This is a genomic window from Pseudomonas sp. HMSC065H01 (assembly GCF_001815235.1).
Classification (GTDB): domain Bacteria; phylum Pseudomonadota; class Gammaproteobacteria; order Pseudomonadales; family Pseudomonadaceae; genus Pseudomonas; species Pseudomonas aeruginosa.
Window position 1 is genome coordinate 43,316 of record NZ_KV819932.1, and the last position, 21,414, is coordinate 64,729.

Genomic DNA, 21,414 nt, shown 5'->3' on the forward strand with positions numbered 1-21,414 from the left:
GGACGGCCACGAACAACTGTATAAGTAGACAGTATTATTCCACAGGGCAAGTCGCTCGCCTACCCCCGACGGGAAGAATGTTCCGAACGGTTGCCCGCAGGCGCGGCTAGCCCGGGTTCTCGCCGTTGCTCATGCGCAGCAGGCCGGTCAGCGCGGTCGCCACCGTCTGCCGGCGCACGGCGTCGCGGTCGCCGTTGAACTGGCAGCGCTCACTGACCAGCCGCTCGCCGTCGGCCCAGGCCAGCCAGACCGTGCCTACCGGCTTTTCCGGCGAGCCGCCGTCGGGCCCGGCGACACCGCTCACCGCCACCGCGAAACGCGCCCCGCTGTGCCGCTGGGCGCCGCGCACCATGGCCTCGACCACTTCCCGGCTGACCGCGCCGACTGCCGGGAACAGCGACTCGGGCACCTCCAGCTGGAGGGTCTTCTGGCGGTTCGAGTAGGTCACGTAGCCAGCCTCGAACCAGCCCGAACTCCCCGGGATGCGGGTGATCGCCTCGGCGATGCCGCCACCGGTGCAGGATTCCGCCGTGCTGACCTGCTCGCCCAGGTAACGAAGGCTTTCGCCGAGGCGGGCGGCCAGTGCGGTCAGGTCGGACTCCATCAGGGTCATCACTGTTCTCCAGGGTAGAAACGGAAAGGGACTACCCTACACCATCGGCTTTTCCATTCAGAAGCAGCTTTCGGACAAGCGCAACCGCGCGAAGGCAGCGAATGCGCGAACATGCGTGTTCCATCACCGTCCAAGGAAAGGCACCCCATGAACATCGCGCCACTCAAGGTCTCTCTGCTCTCCCTCGCCCTGCTCCTCTCCCCCGTTGCCAGCCTCCCCGCCCATGCGGCCTGCACCGCCAACCTGGCCCTGCAACCCGCCAGCAGCCTGCCCGCGCTCGGGGGGCGCCTGGTCTACCACAGCTATATGGAGTACGGGGACGGCTCCTCGAACCTCTACCTGCACGATTTCAAGAGCAAGAGCACCCGCCAGCTCAACCAGCCCGGCTGGAACATCGAGGACCCGATGAATGCGCATTTCTCCCCGGACGGCCGCTACCTGACCTTCATGGGCCGCCAGAATGGCGCCTGGCACGTGTTCGCCTGGGCCATCGGCGGTACCCAGGCGCCGAGCAACCTGACCGCGGCCATCGGCGGTCGCAACGAGGATCCGAAGTTCTCCTTCGACGGCCGCCAGGTTGTGCTCAAGCACGAGGGCGACATCCGCCTCGCCACCCTGGTCTTCAATGGCGATGGCAGCGTCGGCGTGAGCGCCTGGAAAGCCGTGACCGGCGACGGCTGGAGCACCGAGGAGTCGATGCCGTTCCTCACGCCCTCAGGCAAGTACGTGGTCTACGCGACAGGAGCCGGCGACAGCCTGCGGGTGGTGCGCAGGAACCTGGAGAACGGCCAGGTCAGCCCCCTCGCCACCCCGGCCGCGGGGGGCCGCGACTATTACCCGGTGGTACGCGACTACACCGCCTACTTCCTCTCGCGTACCCAGCCGGCCGGCAACGACCAGTTGGCCATGGTCGTACCCAACAGCCCGCCCGGCACCCCGGCGATCCTGCCGCTCAACCACTGCCAGGGCGACAATTCCGATGCCGCGCCGGTGAACGAGGACTACCTGATCTTCTCCAGCACTTCGTTCGACCCGACCTACAGCCTGCTCCTCGGTGACATCGCCGCGGCGCGGGTCTGGCGTCTCGACCCGGCGCAGATCAACCTGCCCGACGGTCGGCAGAAGCTCGGCGCCAGCTATACCGCGGCACGCTGAAAGCAGCCCGCACAGGCGCGGACCTGAGGGTCCGCGCCGGTTCCGAACGGACCCGACACAGGCCGGTGAATCGGGTTAACATTGCCCTCTTTTGCACCGTCCAAAGCCCGCTTCCGAAGGCCCGTATGACCGACCTCTCTCAGCACACGCCAATGATGCAGCAGTACTTCAAACTGAAGCATCAGCACCCCGACCAATTGATGTTCTATCGCATGGGCGACTTCTACGAGCTGTTCTACGAGGACGCGAAGAAGGCCGCCAAGCTGCTCGACATCACCCTGACCGCGCGCGGCCAGTCCGGCGGCAAGGCGATCCCGATGGCAGGCATTCCCTTCCATTCCGCGGAGGGCTACCTGGCCAAGCTGGTCAAGCTCGGCGAGTCGGTGGCGATCTGCGAGCAGATCGGCGACCCGGCCACCAGCAAGGGGCCGGTGGAGCGCCAGGTGGTGCGGATCATCACCCCCGGCACGGTGAGCGACGAGGCGCTGCTCGACGAACGCCGCGACAACCTGCTGGCGGCGATCCTCGGCGACGAGCGCCTGTTCGGCCTCGCCGTGCTGGACATCACCAGCGGCCGCTTCAGCGTCCAGGAGATAAAAGGCTGGGAAACCCTGCTGGCCGAACTGGAGCGCCTCAACCCGGCCGAGCTGCTGATTCCCGACGACTGGCCACAGGGCCTGCCGTCGGAGAAGCGCCGCGGCGTACGTCGCCGCGCGCCATGGGACTTCGATCGCGACTCGGCGCACAAGAGCCTCTGCCAGCAATTCGGCACCCAGGACCTGAAAGGCTTCGGCTGCCAGAACCTGACCCTGGCCATCGGCGCCGCCGGCTGCCTGCTCGCCTACGCCAAGGAAACCCAGCGTACCGCCCTGCCGCACCTGCGCAGCCTGCGCCACGACCGCCTCGATGACACGGTGATCCTCGACGGTGCCAGCCGCCGCAACCTGGAGCTGGATATCAACCTCAGCGGTGGCCGCGAGAACACCCTGCAATCGGTGGTCGACCGCTGCCAGACCGCCATGGCCAGCCGCCTGATGAGCCGCTGGCTGAACCGTCCGCTGCGTGACCGCGCGGTACTGGAAGCCCGCCAGGAGTCCATCGCCTGCCTGCTGGAACGCTACCGCTTCGAGAACCTGCAACCGCAGCTCAAGGAAATCGGCGACCTCGAACGCATCCTCGCCCGCATCGGCCTGCGCAACGCCCGCCCTCGCGACCTGGCGCGCCTGCGCGACGCGCTGGCGGCGCTGCCGGACCTGCAGAACGCCATGACCGAACTGGAAGCGCCGCACCTGCAGGCGCTGGCCACCACCATCGGCACCTATCCCGAACTCGCCGAACTGCTGGCCAAGGCGATCATCGACAACCCGCCAGCGGTGATCCGCGACGGTGGCGTGATCAAGACCGGCTATGACGCCGAGCTGGACGAGCTGCAGGCGCTGAGCGAAAACGCCGGGCAATTCCTTATGGACCTGGAAGCGCGCGAGAAGGCCCGCACCGGCCTGCCCAACCTGAAGGTCGGCTACAACCGCATCCATGGCTACTTCATCGAGCTGCCACGGGTACAGGCCGAACAGGCTCCGGCCGACTACATCCGCCGGCAGACCCTGAAAGGCGCCGAGCGCTTCATCACGCCGGAACTGAAGGCCTTCGAGGACAAGGCGCTGTCGGCCCAGAGCCGCGCCCTGGCCCGCGAGAAGGCGCTCTACGAAGAGCTGCTGGAACGCCTGATCGGCCACCTCGCTCCGCTCCAGGACAGCGCCTCGGCGCTGGCGGAACTGGACGTGCTGGCGAATCTCGCCGAACGCGCGCTGAACCTCGACCTGAATCGCCCGCGGTTCGTCGAACACACCTGCCTGCACATCGAGCAAGGCCGCCATCCGGTGGTCGAGCAGGTGCTGGAGACACCGTTCGTGGCCAACGACCTGGCGCTGGATGCCGACACCCGGATGCTGGTGATCACCGGTCCGAACATGGGCGGTAAATCCACCTACATGCGGCAAACCGCGCTGATCGTGCTGCTTGCGCACATCGGCAGCTTCGTTCCGGCTGCACGCTGCGAGCTGTCCCTGGTGGACCGCATCTTCACCCGCATCGGCTCGTCCGACGACCTTGCCGGCGGCCGCTCGACCTTCATGGTGGAGATGAGCGAAACCGCCAACATCCTGCACAACGCCACCGACAAGAGCCTGGTGCTGATGGATGAGGTCGGCCGCGGCACCAGCACCTTCGACGGCCTGTCGCTGGCCTGGGCAGCGGCCGAGGACCTGGCCCGGACTCGCGCCTTCACCCTGTTCGCCACCCACTATTTCGAACTGACCGTACTGCCGGAAAGCCAGCCCGCGGTAGCCAACGTGCACCTGAACGCGACCGAGCACAATGAACGCATCGTGTTCCTGCACCATGTACTGCCGGGACCGGCGAGCCAGAGCTACGGCCTCGCGGTGGCCCAGTTGGCCGGCGTGCCGGCCCCGGTAATCCAGCGCGCCCGCGAACACCTCAAGCGCCTGGAAACCACCAGCCTGCCGCACGAGATGCCGAGCCAGCAGAGCGGCAAGCCCGCCTCGCCGATGCAGAGCGACCTGTTCGCCAGCCTGCCGCACCCGGTGATCGATGAATTGTCGAGGATCAATCCCGACGATATCAGCCCGCGGCAAGCTCTCGATCTGTTATATGCATGGAAGATGCGGGTCTGACGGACTACCGCACAAGCTGCTAGAATCGCGCGCGCTTAGCCGCCCGCCTGAGGAGAGAACTAGAAAATGACCTTCGTCGTCACCGACAACTGCATCAAGTGCAAATACACCGACTGCGTGGAAGTCTGCCCGGTAGACTGCTTCTACGAAGGACCCAACTTCCTGGTCATCCATCCGGACGAGTGCATCGACTGCGCCCTGTGCGAGCCCGAATGTCCGGCCCAGGCGATTTTCTCCGAAGACGAAGTGCCGGAGAACATGCAGGAATTCATCGAGCTGAACAGCGAGCTGGCGGAAGTCTGGCCGAACATCACCGAGAAGAAGGATGCCCTGCCCGACGCCGAGGAATGGGACGGCGTCGCCGGCAAGCTCCAGCATCTGGAGCGCTGATACGCCAAGGCCCGCAAACAGCGGGCCTTTTCTTTGGCGACGAGTAAAACGGCAGGCAAAAAAAAGGGGCGGGGTATTACCCCGCCCACTCTTCAGTCCCTCGTCATCATCCTGATGAATCGCCTCCCTGGCGACGTCCCTTCCCCGATCCTTCGGGGTTGCGTGTTCCCTGTACGCAGGAGTGATATTAGCGATTCCCAGTGATCCCGCAACCTGCCAGAAAACCCAGCGAAGCTTCTTCGGCAGCCATTTTAGAAAAATATATTCCTTTAATTTCAATAAGTTACTTAAATTCACCGAGCGTTTTTGGCAAACCTCCCGGGCATTTATCTACTTAGGCTCACACGCCGTGTAAGTTAATGCTTACAAGAGCAGACACAAAAAACCCGGCGAACGCCGGGTCTTCAGTGGGTCTAAGGTTTTCCGTCACTGGAACAGCGCGTCACTCGACAGGCCATTCTTCTCCAGGATCTCCCGCAGGCGCTTCAGCGCCTCGACCTGGATCTGACGAACCCGCTCGCGGGTCAGGCCGATTTCCTGGCCGACCTCTTCCAGCGTGCTGCTTTCGTGCCCGCGCAAGCCGAAGCGGCGAATCACCACCTCACGCTGCTTGTCGGTGAGTTCCGTCAGCCACTGGTCGATGCTTTCGCTGAGATCGTCATCCTGCAGCAGCTCGCACGGGTCGGTGGGGCGATCGTCGGTGAGCGTATCCAGCAGGGTCTTGTCCGAGTCCGGACCAAGAGAGACGTCTACCGAAGTCACCCGTTCGTTCAGGCCGAGCATGCGCTTGACCTCGGCGACCGGCTTCTCCAGCAGGTTGGCGATTTCTTCGGGGGAAGGTTCGTGGTCGAGCTTGTGGGTCAGTTCCCGCGCCGCACGCAGGTAGACGTTGAGCTCCTTGACCACATGGATCGGCAAGCGAATGGTCCGGGTCTGGTTCATGATGGCCCGTTCGATGGTCTGGCGGATCCACCAGGTGGCGTAGGTCGAGAACCGGAATCCGCGCTCCGGATCGAACTTCTCCACGGCGCGGATCAGGCCTAGGTTGCCTTCCTCGATCAGGTCGAGCAGGGACAGTCCGCGATTGACATAGCGCCGGGCGATCTTCACCACCAACCGCAGGTTGCTCTCGATCATCCGCTTCCGACCAGCGGGATCGCCCTTCTGCGCCAGACGAGCGAAGTGGACTTCCTCTTCGGGCGTCAACAGGGGCGAGAAACCGATTTCGTTGAGATACAGCTGCGTTGCGTCCAACGCGCGCGTGTAGTCGATGTGCTTGTGTTGTTTGGAAGAGAAGGAAGTGGTGGCTTTTGGAGTTGCCCGGGGAGAAGGCTGCTCGTCGGCAGACGACTCGTCCAGCATGATGCCGGGCTCCAGGAGGAGCACTTCATCATCGTGGTCAAACTCCGGCCCTTCTTTTTTGAGTGCCATGTCGTTATCCCTTGCATGAGTTCGACTCAAGCCCGGGCGATTCCTTTCCCGCTGGACACGCCCGGACCCGCTCACCTACATGATGTGGGCGGGCGAACTCCCGGTCAGCGACGTGGCAAATATTGCAGTGGATCGACAGGCTTACCCTGGCGGCGAATCTCGAAGTGCAGCTTCACCCGATCGGTTCCTGTGGAGCCCATCTCGGCAATCGATTGCCCTACCTTGACCTGTTGCCCTTCCCGCACCAGCAGCCTGCGGTTGTGACCGTAGGCACTCACGTAGGTCTCGTTGTGTTTGATGATGACCAACTCGCCGTAGCCCCGCAAACCACTACCGGCGTATACAACGGTCCCACCAGACGCAGCCAGGACAGGCTGGCCCAATTGACCGGCTATATCAATCCCTTTATTCAAACTTCCGTTTGAGGCAAAACGGCCGATCAGAGTACCGCTCGCAGGCCATGCCCACCCCCCCACCGCAGGCCCCGCGACGACGGGAGTCGCGCCGCTGCTGGGTGGGGTCGTGGTCGAGGCCGGAGCCGGTGCGGGCTTGGCAGGTACCGACGTACTAACTGCGGGTGGAACCGGGGTAGGCTTGGTCGCCACGGGCGCAGCGACGACCGGCGTGTTTTTCGCGACGGACGGTTGCGTCGATGCCCGCCCACCAAATTGGATAGCTTGACCGACCTGGATGGTATAGGGCGGCGCGATGCCATTGCGCGCGGCCAGGGCTTTCCAGTCCCAGCCGAAGCGGAAGGCAATGGAATACAGGGTGTCGCCGCGGCGCACGATGTACTGCCCGCTGGTGACCGGCGTACGCCGCGCAGCGGCAGGCGCGGAACCGTTGCGATCGACGACCTTGACCCCGCCGGGAGGCGACGACGAACAGGCGGCGAGAAGGGAACAGACGACGGCCCCGAGCAACAGGTGGCAGCCACCGTAGAGCCGAGTCCATTGCCGCAGGGTCGCTGCTAGCCTCAATCCTTCCCCCTTATCCATCTTCTTCGCTTTCGTTCAATCGGGCCAGCGACGCCGGCCGCCGGCTCAGGCGATCGGGCCGTTGAGCAGCGGGACGAAACGTACCGAGTCGAGTACCTGGCGGCTGAACCCGTCCTCGGTGCGGACGATCAGCATCAGTTGCTGGACCTCGCCGCCACCGACCGGGATCACCAGACGGCCCCCCGGGGCCAACTGGTCCAGCAACGACTGCGGGACTTCCGTGGCCGCCGCGGTGACGATGATTCCATTGTAGGGAGCCAACGCCGACCAGCCCTCCCAGCCATCGCCCCAACGAAAGACAACATTACGCAGGTTTAGCTCCGCAAGACGCTCCTTGGCCTTGTCCTGCAACGCCTGGATCCGCTCGACGGAGAAGACCCGCTCGACCAGTTGCGCCAGCACCGCGGTCTGGTAGCCGGACCCGGTACCGATCTCCATGACCTTGTCCAGCGGGCCGGCCGCCAGCAGCAACTCGGTCATCCGCGCCACCATGAATGGCTGGGAAATGGTCTGGTTGTGGCCGATCGGCAGGGCAGTGTCTTCGTAGGCGCGATGCGAGAGCGCCTCGTCGACGAACAGATGACGCGGCGTGCGGCGGATCACCTCGAGCACGTGGGCGTTGGACAGGCCTTCTTCGTACAGGCGCTGGATCAGGCGCTCTCGGGTACGCTGGGAGGTCATGCCGATACCCCGGCGATGCAGGTCTTCGGACATCACGTCAGTCCTCCCAGCCACTCGTCGAGGCCGCCGAAGGCTTCGTGGAAGGTACGGTCCAGCTGCAACGGAGTGATCGACACGTAGCCTTGCATGACCGCGTGGAAATCCGTCCCCGGCCCGCCATCCTCGGCATCGCCGGCCGCGGCGATCCAGTAGCCTTCCTTGCCGCGCGGATTGACCACCTTCACCGGTGCGGCGGCACGGGCGCGGTGCCCGAGGCGGGTCAGTTGGATACCACGTACGCGATCCAACGGCAGGTTCGGGATATTGACGTTGAGCACGGTACGCGGCGGCACGGCCAGGCGCTCGTGGGCGGAGACCAGCAGGCGGGCGAAGTGCATGGCGGTGGGCAGGTTGTCCGTCAACCGCGAGACCAGCGAGAAGGCGAAGGCCGGCCCCTTCAGGAAGCGCCCTTCGATGGCCGCCGCCACGGTACCGGAATAGAGGACGTCATCGCCGAGGTTGGCGCCCAGGTTGATACCCGAGACCACCATGTCCGGCAATTCCTCCAGCAAGCCGTTCAGGCCCAGGTGCACGCAGTCGGTCGGCGTGCCGTTGAGGCTGATGAATCCGTTGTCCAGGCGCTGCGGGTGCAGCGGGCGGTCCAGCGTCAGGGAACTGCTGGCGCCGCTCTTGTCCTGGTCGGGGGCGATCACTACGCAATCGGCATGATCCGCCAGCGCGTCGTAAAGCGCGGCGATACCGGGTGCGGTCACCCCGTCGTCGTTGGCAATCAGTATGCGCATGGGTTTTCCGTCTGCCCTGTCGGTACCAGGTCGAGGATTTCACGCACCACTACGGTGGCGAAACAACCGGCCGGCAGGACGAATTCCAGTTGCAGAACATCAGGTTCGGGATAATGCCACGCCAGCCCCTGGATGGGGAGCCGCAGGATGCGCCGTTCGTGCGCCATGCCCGCCTTCGCCAGCCAGCGGCAGAGCGCCGGCTCGCTCCCGGCCAGGGCCAGCTCGCGTTCGAGGACGCCGGCGCCGCTCGGCGGATCGCCCTCGCCCCAGAGCGGTCCGGTGGGGTGCAGGTCGAGGGCGGCCAGACGGGCATCGCGGCATTCTTCCTCGCCAGCGAGGAAAAAGCTGCGGCTGTCGGTGAAGGCCAGCAGGTCGCCGACCGCTGCCCGGTTCCAGCTACCCTCCGCGACCCGCTCGGCGAGCAGGCGATTGAACAGGTAGCTGCGCCCGGCGGAAAGGAAGCGCGAACGCAGGTTGCGGTTCGCCGGCAGCAGGTCCTGTTCCGCGCAACTGCGCGCGTCGACCAGGTTGCCGCCGCCGTGGCCGAAGCGTTGCAGGCCGAAATAATTGGGCACGCCGTCCGCGGCGATACGTTCCAAGCGCGCGTCGAGAAGGGCACGCTCCGCCCGCAGCCCGGTCAGACGCAGGGTGAAGCCGTTGGCGGCATGCGCGCCTCGCTGCAACTTGCGCGAATGACGGGTGCAGCGAAGAATCCGCAGGTCCGCGCCCTCGGCTGCACCCAGGTCGGGATCGGCCTTGCCCGGCAGGTGCAGGCTGAACCATTGCCGGGTCAGGGCCTGGCGGTCCTTCAACCCGGCGTAGCTGACGTTCTTCTGCTGCACGCCGGCGGCGCGGCCGAGGCGACGGGCCGCCTCCTCGGTGTTCAATCCGCGCTTTTCCACCCACAACCAGAGGTGCTCGCCTTCACCGCTGAGGGGAATTTCCAGCACCTCGTCGACCTGGAAGTCCTCGGCCACGGCCTTGAGCACCGCCTCGCCGCAGGCTGCCCCATGGGCGCGCGGCCCGAGCAGGTCGAGTTCGCCGAGAACGCTCATCGGGCCATCAGCAAAGCGACCGCATGTACAGCAATGCCCTCTTCGCGTCCGGTGAAACCTAGCCGCTCGGTAGTGGTGGCCTTGACGTTGACCTGGTCGACCGCGACGCCGAGGTCCTCGGCGATCAACCCGCGCATGGTCTCGATGTGCGGCGCCATCTTCGGCGCCTGGGCGACGATCGTGGCGTCGACGTTGCCGACCTTCCAGCCCTTCTCGGCGACGATGGCGACCACGTGTCGCAGCAGCGCGCGACTGTCGGCGCCCTTGAACCGCGGGTCGGTGTCCGGGAAGTGCTTGCCGATGTCGCCCAGCGCCGCCGCGCCGAGCAGCGCATCGGACAAGGCGTGCAGCAGCACGTCGCCGTCGGAGTGGGCGACCAGCCCATGTTTGTGGGGAATGCGCACGCCGCCGAGGGTGATGAAGTCGCCCTCGCCGAAGCGATGCACGTCGTAGCCATGGCCAATTCGCATGAAAAAACGCCCTGGTTGGAATCAGGGCGTGATTCTACCCCGGATCGGGACAGGCTTCAGGTATCGCGGATCAACCGTTGAGAACCCCGGCATGATGGCGCAGGTGATCCTCGATGAAACTGGCGATGAAGTAGTAGCTGTGGTCGTAACCTGGTTGCAGACGCAGCTCCAGCGGGTGGCCGGCCTTGTCCGCCGCATTGCGTAGCGCTTCCGGCTTGAGCTGGACGGCGAGGAAGTCGTCGCGCTCGCCCTGGTCGACCAGGATCGGCAAGCGTTCGGACGCACCCTCGAGCAACGCACAGGCATCCCACTCGCGCCAGGCCGCCGGGTCCTCGCCCAGGTAGCGGGAGAACGCCTTCTGGCCCCAGGGACAATCGCTCGGATGGCAGATCGGCGCGAAGGCCGACAGCGACAGGTAGCGCCCCGGGTTGCGCAGCGCGCAAACCAGCGCGCCATGCCCACCCATCGAGTGCCCGCTGATGCCGCGCCGCCGGGACACCGGGAAATGCGCCTCGATCAGCGCCGGCAACTCGTGCACCACGTAGTCGTGCATGCGGTAGTGCGCGGCCCAGGGCTCCTGCGTGGCGTTCAGGTAGAAGCCTGCGCCCAGGCCGAAGTCCCAGGCGCCGTCGGGATCGCCGGGGACACCGCTGCCGCGCGGGCTGGTATCCGGCGCCACCAGTACCAATCCCAGTTCGGCGGCGACCCGCTGGGCGCCGGCCTTCTGCATGAAGTTCTCGTCGGTACAGGTCAGCCCGGACAGCCAGTACAGGGCCGGCAGCGCCGCCTCCGGCTCGGCCTGGGGCGGCAGGTAGATGGCGAAGACCATCTCGCAGTTCAGGGTCCGGGAAAAATGACGGTAACGCTGGTGCCAGCCGCCGAAGGTCTTCTGGCTGCCGATCAGTTCGAGGGAATCCTTCACGTGACCTCCGTGAAACGGTCGTGGCGAACCGCAGGGCCCGCCGCGACGGCTTGTCAGTAATGAATGACGGTGCGGATGCTCTTGCCTTCGTGCATCAGCTCGAAGGCCTCGTTGATGTCCTCCAGCCCCATGGTGTGGGTGATGAAAGTATCCAGCGGGATCTCGCCCTTCTGCGCCTTCTCGACATAGCTCGGCAGCTCGCTGCGCCCGCGCACCCCGCCGAACGCCGAACCGCGCCAGACGCGGCCGGTGACCAGTTGGAACGGCCGGGTGCTGATTTCCTGGCCGGCACCGGCGACACCGATGATCACCGACTCGCCCCAGCCCTTGTGGCAGCATTCCAGCGCGGCGCGCATCAACTGCACGTTGCCGACGCACTCGAAGGAGTAGTCGACGCCGCCATCGGTCAGTTCGACGATGACGTCCTGGATCGGCTTGTCGTAGTCCTTCGGATTGATGAAGTCGGTGGCGCCCAGTTCCCTGGCGATATCGAACTTGCCCGGGTTGATGTCGACTGCGATGATGCGCGCGGCCTTGGCCATCTTCGCCCCGATGATCGCTGCCAGGCCGATGCCGCCCAGGCCGAAGATGGCAACGGTAGCGCCCTCTTCCACCTTGGCGGTATTCAGCACGGCGCCGATCCCGGTGGTGACGCCGCAGCCAAGCAGGCAGACCTTCTCCAGCGGGGCATCCTTGGGAATCTTCGCCAGGGAGATTTCCGGCAGCACGGTGTATTCGGAGAAGGTCGAGCAGCCCATGTAGTGGAAGACCGGCTCGCCCTTGTAGGAGAAACGGCTGGTGCCGTCGGGCATCAGGCCCTTGCCCTGGGTGGCGCGTACGGCCTGGCAGAGGTTGGTCTTGCCGGACAGGCAGAATTTGCACTTGCCGCACTCGGCGGTGTAGAGCGGGATGACATGGTCGCCCACCTGCAGGGAGGTCACGCCCTCGCCCACCGCTTCGACGATGCCGCCACCTTCGTGGCCCAGGATGCACGGGAACACCCCCTCGGAATCCTGGCCGGACAGGGTGTACGCGTCGGTATGGCAGACGCCGGTGGCGACGATGCGCACCAGTACCTCGCCCTTCTGCGGCGGCGCCACATCCACCTCGACGATTTCCAACGGCTTGTTGGGGGCGAAGGCGACGGCGGCACGGGACTTGATCATCTGGGAACTCCTGAACGATGGAAGCCGGCGGGCCGCTAAGCGACCCACTGAAACGGAAAGTGTAGAAAACCGCGTTTCAAGGAATAATCAGGCAATAATCAAAACATTATTGCCATACAGGGACAATCCAGATGAATCGCTGGGAAGGACTCGACGAATTCGTCGCTGTCGCCGAAACCGGGCAGTTCACCGCGGCAGCCGAACGCATGGGCGTTTCCTCGTCGCACATCAGCCGCCAGGTCGCCCGCCTGGAGGAGCGCCTGCAGACCCGCCTGCTCTACCGCAGCACCCGGCGAGTATCGCTGAGCGAAGCCGGACAGACCTTCCTGCAACATTGCCAGCGCCTGCAGGACGCCCGCGACGAAGCCCTGCGCGCGGTCAGCGACCTCTCCGCGGAGCCCAAGGGCCTGCTGCGCATGACCTGTGCGGTAGCCTACGGCGAACGTTTCATCGTGCCGCTGGTGAATGCCTTCATGGCCGACTATCCGCAACTGCGGGTCGACATCGAGCTGTCCAACCGCCAGTTGGACCTGCTCCACGAGGGCTTCGACCTGGCCATCCGCCTCGGCCGCCTGAGCGATTCGCGATTGGTCGCCACACGGTTGGCACCACGCGTCATGTACCTCTGCGCCACCCCGGAATACCTGCGCCGCCACGGCACTCCGCAGTCGCCGGCGGAACTCGGCCAGTTCAACTGCCTGATCGGCAGCAGCGACCTGTGGAGCTTCCTCGAGGACGGCCGGGAAACCCAGCACCGGGTCCAGGGCAACTGGCGCTGCAACAGCGGCCAGGCGGTGCTCGACGCCGCCCTGCGCGGCTTCGGCCTGTGCCAGCTGCCCGACTACTATGTGATCGAGCATCTGCGCAGCGGCCGCCTGGTCTCCCTGCTGGAAGGCCACCAGCCGCCGAATACCGCGGTATGGGCGCTGTACCCGCAGCAGCGGCACCTGTCGCCGAAAGTCAGGCAACTGGTGGACTATCTCAAGGAAGGCCTGGCGCAATCCCATCCGGGACTCGCCGGGGAGAAAAACCTGCGCTGAAGCAGTAAGGCGATTCACCGCTGCGATAGACTTGGCGGTTTCCCGTTCCACCCGCTATCGATTCAAGGAAGTCGCATGTCTGCCTTCAATGCGTTTCGCCAACGCTACCTGGTGAGGTTCTGGTCGCCGCTGCCGGCGCTGGTCGCCCTCGGCGTCGCCTCCGCCTACTACTTCGCGCTCACCGGCACCTTCTGGGCGGTGACCGGCGAATTCACCCGCTGGGGCGGCCACGTGCTGTCCTGGTTCGGCTACCAGCCACAGGACTGGAGCTACTTCAGGCTGATCGGCCTTCAAGGCACGCCGCTGGACCGGATCGACGGAGTGATGATCATCGGCATGTTCCTCGGCGCCCTGTGCTGCGCCCTCTGGGCCGGCAACGTCAGCCTGCGCTGGCCGACCAGCAAACGTCGCCTGCTGCAGGGCCTGGTCGGCGGTATCGTCGCCGGCTTCGGCGCGCGCCTGGCGATGGGCTGCAACCTGGCGGCGTTCTTCACCGGTATCCCGATGTTTTCCCTGCATGCCTGGGCCTTCATGTTCGCCACCGTCGGCGGCGCCTGGATCGGCGTGAAGATCAGCCTGCTGCCGTTCCTGCGCACACCGCTGAAAGTCGGCGCCACGGCCAGCGCCCTGCCCAGCGCCGAAAGCCTGGCCCGACGCGCACGCCTGCAGGCCCGCCTGGGCCTGGCGGTGCTGGCGCTCGCCGCGCTGTTCGCCGCCTGGCGCTTCGAGGTATCGCTGGTGCTGGGCATGGCCTGCCTGTTCGGCCTGCTGTTCGGCGGCCTGATCGAGCGCGCGCAGATCTGCTTCACCAGCGCCGCACGGGACCTCTGGACCACCGGCCGGACCCGCGCCGCCTTCGGCATCCTGCTCGGCATGGCGGCCGCCTGCATCGGTACCTTCGCCGCGATCCGCCTGGGCGTCGCGCCGAAGATCTTCTGGATGGGCCCGAATGCGATCATCGGCGGCATTCTCTTCGGCATCGGCATCGTCCTCGCCGGCGGTTGCGAGACCGGCTGGATGTACCGCTCGATGGAGGGCCAGGTGCACTTCTGGGTGGTCGGCATCGGCAACGTCATCGGCGGAACCCTGGTGGCGATCTTTTGGGACCAGTTGGGCACCCGCCTCGCCCTGCCCTATCCCAAGCTCGACCTGCTGGAAAGCTTCGGGCCCGGCAACGGCCTGCTATTGACCTTCGCCGGCCTGGCCCTGTGCCTGCTGCTGGTGCAACTGAACGCCTCCCGATTCACCCGACCGCGGAAACCGAACCATGAGCCAGACCGACAAACCGACCCTGTCGCTTGACCTGCGCGGCGAACATTGCCCGTACAACGCCATCGCCACCCTGGAAACCCTGGCGACCATGCAGCCGGGCGAACGCCTGGAAGTGGTCACCGACTGCTCGCAATCGGTTCACGGGATTCCCGAAGATACCCAGCGCCAGGGCTACAAATGCCTGGCGGTGGAGCAGCATGGCGCGCTGTTCCGCTTCCTCATAGAGGTGCCGCTGGAAAGCTGAACGAGCGAGCCTGCAACGACAAGAAAGCCGACCCGAGGGTCGGCTTTCTTGTGCCAGGGTTCAGTGCGGAAAACTGCGCTGCAGGCGCAGCAGGTCTTCCGGGGTGGTGATCTTCAGGTTGTCGGCGCGCCCTTCCACCAGCTTCGGCGCATAGCCGGCCCACTCCATCGCCGAAGCCTCGTCGGTGATCGCCACGCCGGCCACCAACGCATCGGCCAGCGCCCGGTGCAGGGCGCCGAGGCGGAACATCTGCGGCGTATAGGCCAGCCAGACCACCGAGCGGTCGATGGTTTCGCTGACCCGGCCGTCGCGGTCGGAGCGCTTGAGAGTGTCCCTCGCCGGCACCGCCAGCAGCCCGCCGACCGGATCTTCGGCGAGTTCTTCGAGCAGGCGGTCGAGGTCGCCGCGGGTCAGGTTCGGCCGCGCGGCGTCATGCACCAGCACCCAGTCGTCGGCCTGTGCCCCCAACTCCAGCAGGCGCAGCAAGCCGTTCAACACCGAGCCGGCGCGCTCGGCGCCCCCGGCGGCGCGCTGCACATACCGGCTGGCGGCGCAGTCCAGCCCGGGCCAGTAGGGATCGTCCTCGGCCAGGCAGACCACCAGGCCCCTGAGCATCGGGTGTTCGAGGAAACAATCGAGGGTGCGCTCGATCACGGTGCGACCGGCAAGATCGAGATATTGCTTCGGGCGGTCGGCGCGCATGCGCGAACCCACGCCGGCGGCGGGGATCACCGTCCAGAAGGCGGGAAGGTCGGAAGTCGTCATCGGGAGAAGGGTCGTCAGCTCACTTGGCGAGCTGGTAGAGGGTTTCGCCGTCCTTGACCATGCCGAGCTCGTGCCGCGCACGCTCCTCGACGGTCTCGGTGCCTTTCTTCAGCTCGGCGACTTCGGCTTCGAGAATCCGGTTGCGCTCCAGCAGGCGCTCGTTCTCGCCATGCTGGTCGGCGATCTGCTTCTGCAGGTCGCGCACCTGCGCCAGGCTGCCATCGCCGACCCACAGGCGATATTGCAGGCCCGCCAGCGCCAGGATCAGCACCACGAACAGCCAGTAGGGGCTACGTAACCTCAAGCCTCGAACTCCTTGAGAAGAAAAGGGGTGGCTCTTGCCACCCCTTCACCGTACCAGACTAGGCTCAGCCGCGGAATTCCGCGCGACCACGGTACGGCGCCTTGGCGCCCAGTTGCTCTTCGATGCGCAGCAACTGGTTGTACTTGGACACGCGGTCGGAGCGGCACAGCGAACCGGTCTTGATCTGACCGGCGGCGGTACCCACGGCCAGGTCGGCGATGGTCGAGTCCTCGGTTTCGCCGGAGCGGTGCGAGATCACCGCGGTATAGCCGGCGGCCTTGGCCATCTGGATGGCCTCCAGGGTCTCGGTGAGCGAACCGATCTGGTTGAACTTGATCAGGATCGAATTGCCGATGCCCTTCTCGATGCCTTCCTTGAGGATCTTGGTGTTGGTCACGAACAGGTCGTCGCCGACCAGTTGGACCTTGGCGCCGATCTTGTCGGTCAGGCCTTTCCAGCCGGCCCAGTCGGACTCGTCCATGCCGTCCTCGATGGAGATGATCGGGTAGCGCTGGGTCAGGCCGGCCAGGTAGTCGGCGAAACCGGCGGCGTCGAATACCTTGCCTTCGCCTTCCAGGTCGTACTTGCCGTCCTTGAAGAACTCGCTGGAGGCGCAGTCCAGGGCCAGGGTCACGTCGTCGCCCAGCTTGTAGCCGGCCTTCTCGACGGCCTCGGCGATGGCGGCCAGGGCGTCTTCGTTGGACGACAGGTTCGGCGCGAAGCCGCCTTCGTCACCGACGGCGGTGTTCAGGCCACGGGCCTTCAGCACGGCCTTGAGGTGATGGAAGATCTCGGCGCCCATGCGCAGCGCCTCGGCGAAGTTCTTCGCGCCGACCGGCTGGACCATGAATTCCTGGATATCGACGTTGTTGTCCGCATGCTCGCCGCCGTTGATGATGTTCATCATCGGCACCGGCATGGAGTACTGGCCGGGAGTGCCGTTGAGGTCGGCGATGTGCGCGTACAGCGGTACGCCCTTGGCCTGTGCGGCGGCCTTGGCGGCAGCCAGGGACACCGCGAGGATCGCGTTGGCGCCCAGCTTGGCCTTGTTCTCGGTGCCGTCCAGCTCGATCATCGCGTGGTCGAGGGCTTTCTGGTCGGCCGCGTCCTTGCCCAGCAGCAGGTCGCGGATCGGGCCGTTGATGTTGGCCACGGCTTTCAGCACGCCCTTGCCCAGGTAACGGCTCTTGTCGCCATCGCGCAGCTCGAGGGCCTCGCGGGAACCGGTGGAAGCACCGGAAGGCGCGCAGGCGCTGCCGACGATGCCGTTGTCCAGGATCACGTCCGCTTCAACGGTAGGGTTGCCGCGGGAGTCCAGGACCTCACGGCCCTTGATGTCGACGATCTTTGCCATTCTTGTTAACACTCCGAAGTGAATGAACGGGGCGGTCTGAGGAGACTAGGCAGTCTCGATTGCAGGAAAGCTCTTGATCAGCTCGTCCAGTTGCTTGAGCTGGGACAGGAAGGCTTCGAGTTTTTTCAGGCGCAGCGCGCACGGACCGTCGCACTTGGCGTGCTCGGGGTCCGGATGGGCCTCGAGGAACAGCCCGGCGAGCTTCTGGCTGAGCCCGGCCTTGGCCAGGTCGGTGACCTGGGCGCGCCGGCCGCCGGCGGAGTCCGCGCGACCGCCAGGCATCTGCAGGGCGTGGGTGACGTCGAAGAATACCGGGTACTCGAACTGCTTCATGATGCCGAAGCCGAGCATGTCGACCACCAGGTTGTTGTAACCGAAGGAGGAGCCGCGCTCGCAGAGGATCAGGCGGTCGTTACCGGCTTCCTCGCACTTGGTCAGGATGTGCTTCATCTCCTGGGGCGCGAGGAACTGGGCCTTCTTGATATTGATCACCGCGTTGGTCCTGGCCATCGCCACCACCAGGTCGGTCTGTCGCGAGAGGAAGGCCGGCAGCTGGATGATGTCGCAGACCTCGGCCACCGGCTGGGCCTGGAACGGCTCGTGGACATCGGTGATGACCGGTACCTTGAAGGTCTTCTTGATCTCTTCGAAGATCTTCATTCCCTCTTCCAGGCCCGGACCACGGAACGAGTGGATCGAGGAACGGTTGGCCTTGTCGAAGCTGGCCTTGAACACATAGGGGATACCGAGTTTCTCGGTAACCCGTACGTATTCTTCGCAGACCTGCATGGCCAGGTCGCGCGACTCCAGCACGTTCATGCCGCCGAACAGCACGAACGGCAGGTCGTTGCCGATCTGGATATCGCCGACGCGAACGATCTTCTGTGCCATGCTCAGGCCTTCCCGGAATATTTCAGCGCGGCGTTGACGAAACCGCTGAACAGCGGGTGGCCATCACGCGGTGTGGAGGTGAACTCCGGGTGGAACTGGCAGGCGACGAACCACGGATGCTCCGGGGCCTCGACCACTTCCACCAGGGCGCCGTCGCCGGAGCGGCCGGAAATCTTCAGGCCGGCCTGCTCCAGTTGCGGCAGCAGGTTGTTGTTCACTTCGTAGCGATGGCGATGGCGCTCGACGATCACGTCCTTGGCATAGCAGTCGTGCACCAGGGTGCCGGTCTGCAGCTGGCACTCCTGGGCGCCCAGGCGCATGGTGCCGCCCAGGTCGGAAGCTTCGGTGCGGATCTCGGTGGCGCCGGTCGCGTCCTGCCATTCGGTGATCAGGCCGACCACCGGATGGCCGCTGGACTTGTCGAACTCGGTGGAGTTGGCGTCGCTCCAGCCGAGCACGTTGCGGGCGTATTCGATGACCGCGACCTGCATGCCCAGGCAGATGCCCAGGTAGGGGATCTTGTTCTCGCGGGCGTACTGCACGGTGCTGATCTTGCCTTCCACGCCGCGCAGGCCGAAGCCGCCCGGGACCAGGATGGCGTCGACGCCTTCCAGCAGGCTGGTGCCCTGCTGCTCGATGTCTTCGGAGTCGATGTAGCGCAGGTTGACCTTGGTGCGGCTCTGGATGCCGGCGTGGGTCATCGCCTCGATCAGCGACTTGTACGCGTCCAGCAGTTCCATGTACTTGCCGACCATGGCGATGGTGACTTCACGCTCGGGGTTGAGCTTGGCATCGACCACCCGGTCCCATTCGGACAGGTCGGCCTGCCCGCACTCCAGGCCGAAGCGCTCGACGACGATGTCGTCCAGGCCCTGGGCATGCAGCACCGACGGGATGCGGTAGATGGTGTCGACGTCTTCCAGGGCGATCACCGCGCGCTCCTCGACGTTGGTGAAGAGCGCGATCTTGCGCCGCGAGGAGACGTCGATCGGGTGGTCGGAACGGCAGACCAGCACGTCCGGTTGCAGGCCGATGGAGCGCAGCTCCTTGACCGAGTGCTGGGTCGGCTTGGTCTTGGTCTCGCCGGCGGTGGCGATGTACGGGACAAGGGTCAGGTGCATCAGCATCGCGCGCTTGGCGCCGATCTCGACGCGCAGTTGGCGGATCGCCTCGAGGAACGGCTGCGACTCGATGTCGCCGACGGTGCCACCGATCTCCACCAGGGCGACGTCGGCATCGCCGGCGCCCTTGATGATGCGCCGCTTGATCTCGTCGGTGATGTGCGGGATCACCTGCACGGTGGCGCCCAGGTAGTCGCCGCGGCGTTCCTTGCGCAACACGTCCATGTAGACGCGGCCGGTGGTGAAGTTGTTGTTCTGGGTCATGGTGGTACGAACGAAGCGCTCGTAATGGCCCAGGTCCAGGTCGGTCTCGGCGCCGTCCTGGGTCACGAAGACCTCACCGTGCTGGAACGGGCTCATGGTGCCCGGGTCCACGTTGATGTAAGGGTCCAGCTTGAGCATCGTGATCTTCAGGCCACGCGCTTCCAAGATCGCAGCCAGAGAAGCCGAAGCGATGCCTTTCCCCAATGAAGAAACAACACCACCCGTGACGAAGATGTAGCGCGTCATGAAAAACCCTAGAAGTCAGCGTTTAGGCGGGATCAACCGCCGGGGATTCGGAGAAGGGAGGCCAGCTCCCGCCACGGACAAATCCGTGGGCAAAGCAAACTCCTGCTGATTCCGGAGGGAATCGGCGGGAGCAGTACAAGACGGGAGCGTAGTCTACTGGAAACGGCTTACTAGCTCAAACCCGGGTCGTTCGTCGGCGGGCTCCAGGACAGTCGCCAGCCCCCCTCGCGGGGACTGTCCAGGCCAGGAATGTTGGCCACCGCGAGCAGTTCGTCGGCTCGGAAGAGCAGCGGCAAACGACCGCGCAGGAAGCTCGGTACGCCCGCTTCGTTGAGCAATCGCTTGAGGTCGCGGCGACCGCGCCCGGCCAGGGCCAGCACCTCCCCACCCCGCCGGTAGTCGACGCGCAACGGCCCCGCCGGAACCTCGCCGAGCAACGCCAGCCGACCATTGCCGGGAAGAAGCAATGGATGAGCGGGACGCTCCCAGACGAACGGTCCCGCCGCCGCCCGCCAGTCCGCCGGCAACCACCAGATCCGCCCCGCGCCGCGACGCAGCTCGCCGCTCTCCAGGCGCCAGATCGGGTCGGCATCGTCGCCGGCATCGCGCAACGACTCCCAGCCGGCCCAGTGGTCACTGTCCGGCAACCGCGTCAGCTGTCCCAGCCAGGCCCGCAGCAGGTTGCGCTGGCGCGCAGCGCTGAGGCGGCGCAGAGGCTCCAGGGCGATCCGGGGCAGATCCAGCCAGTCCGGCCAATCCAGTTCCGAGGGTTGGCGGCAGGCCCGGAGGTCGATGGCGGCCAGTTCAGCCAGCAGGTCTTCGGCCTCGCGCAGATGCGCCGCGCAGCGCGCCATGCCGGCGACGGCCTGCGGCCAGTGGGAGGCGAGACGCGGCATGATCTCCCGGCGCAGGTAGTTGCGCGAGAAGCGCGGATCCTGGTTGGAAGGATCCTCCACCCAGTCCAGCCGGTGCGTCTGCGCATAGGCTTCCAGTTCGGCGCGGGAAACCCCGAGCAAGGGTCGGCACAGGCGGCCGCCGCCCAGCGGCCGGCTCGCCGGCATCGCCGCCAGGCCGCGCAGGCCCGCTCCACGCAACAGGCGGAACAGCAAGGTCTCGGCCTGGTCGTCGAGGTGCTGCGCGGTGAGCAGCACCTGTCCCTCGCCCAGGTTCGCCTGGAATGCGCGATAGCGGGCGTCGCGCGCCGCCTGCTCGATGCTGCCGCCAACGGCGACCTGCACCCGCTCGACCCGCAGCGGGATACCCAGCGATCGGCAGACCACCTGGCAGTGCGCCGGCCAACCGTCCGCCGCAGCCTGCAAGCCATGGTGGACATGCAGCGCCGACAGCGCCGGCAAGGCTTCGCTCCGGGCCAGTTGGGCGAGCAGATGCAGCAACACCGTGGAATCCAGCCCGCCGGAAAACGCCACGCACCAGCCCCCCGCTTCGCGCCAGGGCGCCAGGGCCTGTAACAGACGGGATTCGAGCGGCACCGCCGGCATGCTTGCGCTCCTCATGCGACAAGCCCGGCGAATGCCGGGCTTGTCGATCGTACCATTG

21 protein-coding genes are annotated in these 21,414 nt (G+C 65.7%); 6 read left to right on the forward strand and 15 right to left on the reverse strand.

Going from position 1 to position 21,414, the window contains the following annotated elements:
• Positions 1-106 precede the first annotated feature (106 nt).
• Complete coding sequence (locus HMPREF3014_RS27625; protein ID WP_003092262.1) at positions 107-613, reverse strand: CinA family protein; 507 nt, start codon at positions 611-613, stop codon at positions 107-109.
• Positions 614-760: 147 nt separating this feature from the next.
• Here HMPREF3014_RS27625 and HMPREF3014_RS27630 point away from each other — a divergent pair, with 147 nt between their 5' ends.
• From HMPREF3014_RS27630 to fdxA, 3 genes are all read left to right on the forward strand, one after another.
• Positions 761-1,768, forward strand: a complete 1,008-nt coding sequence (locus HMPREF3014_RS27630) for a TolB family protein (RefSeq protein WP_012613731.1) — start codon at positions 761-763, stop codon at positions 1,766-1,768.
• 125 nt (positions 1,769-1,893) lie between these two features.
• A complete protein-coding gene (gene mutS / locus HMPREF3014_RS27635) occupies positions 1,894-4,461 on the forward strand; it encodes a DNA mismatch repair protein MutS (protein WP_012613730.1) in 2,568 nt (855 codons plus the stop codon).
• A gap of 66 nt (positions 4,462-4,527) precedes the next feature.
• Complete coding sequence (gene fdxA / locus HMPREF3014_RS27640) at positions 4,528-4,851, forward strand: ferredoxin FdxA (protein ID WP_003092272.1); 324 nt, start codon at positions 4,528-4,530, stop codon at positions 4,849-4,851.
• Between the two features lie 426 nt (positions 4,852-5,277).
• On the opposite strand, the gene rpoS is transcribed toward fdxA, so the two are convergent.
• From rpoS to HMPREF3014_RS27680, 8 genes are all read right to left on the reverse strand, one after another.
• Entirely contained in the window at positions 5,278-6,282 is a 1,005-nt protein-coding gene (gene rpoS, locus HMPREF3014_RS27645; RefSeq protein WP_003113871.1) for an RNA polymerase sigma factor RpoS, read from the reverse strand.
• Positions 6,283-6,386: 104 nt separating this feature from the next.
• A complete protein-coding gene (locus HMPREF3014_RS27650) occupies positions 6,387-7,280 on the reverse strand; it encodes a peptidoglycan DD-metalloendopeptidase family protein (RefSeq protein WP_003115226.1) in 894 nt (297 codons plus the stop codon).
• A 45-nt stretch (positions 7,281-7,325) separates the two neighbouring features.
• Positions 7,326-7,961: a protein-L-isoaspartate(D-aspartate) O-methyltransferase gene (locus tag HMPREF3014_RS27655; protein ID WP_003098558.1), complete on the reverse strand. Its 636-nt coding sequence runs from the start codon at positions 7,959-7,961 to the stop codon at positions 7,326-7,328.
• 32 nt (positions 7,962-7,993) lie between these two features.
• On the reverse strand, positions 7,994-8,743 hold the full coding sequence (gene surE / locus HMPREF3014_RS27660; RefSeq protein ID WP_003092341.1) for a 5'/3'-nucleotidase SurE: 750 nt from the start codon (positions 8,741-8,743) through the stop codon (positions 7,994-7,996).
• Positions 8,731-9,798: a tRNA pseudouridine(13) synthase TruD gene (gene truD / locus HMPREF3014_RS27665; RefSeq protein WP_023087103.1), complete on the reverse strand. Its 1,068-nt coding sequence runs from the start codon at positions 9,796-9,798 to the stop codon at positions 8,731-8,733. The genes surE and truD overlap by 13 nt, the downstream gene beginning before the upstream one ends.
• Positions 9,795-10,268 (reverse strand): 2-C-methyl-D-erythritol 2,4-cyclodiphosphate synthase, encoded by a 474-nt coding sequence (ispF, locus tag HMPREF3014_RS27670; protein WP_003098560.1) that lies wholly within the window; start codon positions 10,266-10,268, stop codon positions 9,795-9,797. Before ispF ends, truD begins: the two co-directional genes overlap by 4 nt.
• A gap of 70 nt (positions 10,269-10,338) precedes the next feature.
• Positions 10,339-11,190, reverse strand: a complete 852-nt coding sequence (gene fghA, locus HMPREF3014_RS27675) for an S-formylglutathione hydrolase (RefSeq protein WP_003113869.1) — start codon at positions 11,188-11,190, stop codon at positions 10,339-10,341.
• 53 nt (positions 11,191-11,243) lie between these two features.
• A complete protein-coding gene (locus HMPREF3014_RS27680; RefSeq protein ID WP_003092351.1) occupies positions 11,244-12,356 on the reverse strand; it encodes an S-(hydroxymethyl)glutathione dehydrogenase/class III alcohol dehydrogenase in 1,113 nt (370 codons plus the stop codon).
• 131 nt (positions 12,357-12,487) lie between these two features.
• Between HMPREF3014_RS27680 and gfnR the strand changes: the two genes are divergently transcribed.
• The 3 genes from gfnR (at position 12,488) to yedF (ending at position 14,912) form a co-directional block, all read left to right on the forward strand.
• A complete protein-coding gene (gene gfnR, locus HMPREF3014_RS27685) occupies positions 12,488-13,396 on the forward strand; it encodes a glutathione-dependent formaldehyde neutralization regulator (protein WP_003098564.1) in 909 nt (302 codons plus the stop codon).
• A 75-nt stretch (positions 13,397-13,471) separates the two neighbouring features.
• Positions 13,472-14,698, forward strand: a complete 1,227-nt coding sequence (yedE, locus tag HMPREF3014_RS27690) for a selenium metabolism membrane protein YedE/FdhT (RefSeq protein ID WP_023087102.1) — start codon at positions 13,472-13,474, stop codon at positions 14,696-14,698.
• A complete protein-coding gene (yedF, locus tag HMPREF3014_RS27695; protein ID WP_003092358.1) occupies positions 14,664-14,912 on the forward strand; it encodes a sulfurtransferase-like selenium metabolism protein YedF in 249 nt (82 codons plus the stop codon). The genes yedE and yedF overlap by 35 nt, the downstream gene beginning before the upstream one ends.
• 60 nt (positions 14,913-14,972) lie before the next feature.
• Here the strand turns inward: yedF and ispD are convergent, their stop codons facing one another.
• From ispD to tilS, 6 genes are all read right to left on the reverse strand, one after another.
• On the reverse strand, positions 14,973-15,677 hold the full coding sequence (gene ispD, locus HMPREF3014_RS27700; RefSeq protein WP_023087101.1) for a 2-C-methyl-D-erythritol 4-phosphate cytidylyltransferase: 705 nt from the start codon (positions 15,675-15,677) through the stop codon (positions 14,973-14,975).
• Between the two features lie 19 nt (positions 15,678-15,696).
• A complete protein-coding gene (ftsB, locus tag HMPREF3014_RS27705; protein ID WP_003098569.1) occupies positions 15,697-15,981 on the reverse strand; it encodes a cell division protein FtsB in 285 nt (94 codons plus the stop codon).
• A gap of 64 nt (positions 15,982-16,045) precedes the next feature.
• A complete protein-coding gene (gene eno, locus HMPREF3014_RS27710) occupies positions 16,046-17,335 on the reverse strand; it encodes a phosphopyruvate hydratase (RefSeq protein WP_003092364.1) in 1,290 nt (429 codons plus the stop codon).
• Between the two features lie 45 nt (positions 17,336-17,380).
• Positions 17,381-18,226, reverse strand: a complete 846-nt coding sequence (gene kdsA, locus HMPREF3014_RS27715) for a 3-deoxy-8-phosphooctulonate synthase (RefSeq protein WP_023087100.1) — start codon at positions 18,224-18,226, stop codon at positions 17,381-17,383.
• A gap of 2 nt (positions 18,227-18,228) precedes the next feature.
• The gene (locus HMPREF3014_RS27720) at positions 18,229-19,857 is read right to left on the reverse strand and encodes a CTP synthase (protein WP_003092366.1); all 1,629 of its coding nucleotides are present in this window, start codon (positions 19,855-19,857) and stop codon (positions 18,229-18,231) included.
• A gap of 170 nt (positions 19,858-20,027) precedes the next feature.
• Positions 20,028-21,356 (reverse strand): tRNA lysidine(34) synthetase TilS, encoded by a 1,329-nt coding sequence (tilS, locus tag HMPREF3014_RS27725; protein ID WP_003122145.1) that lies wholly within the window; start codon positions 21,354-21,356, stop codon positions 20,028-20,030.
• Between the last annotated feature and the right edge of the window lie 58 nt (positions 21,357-21,414).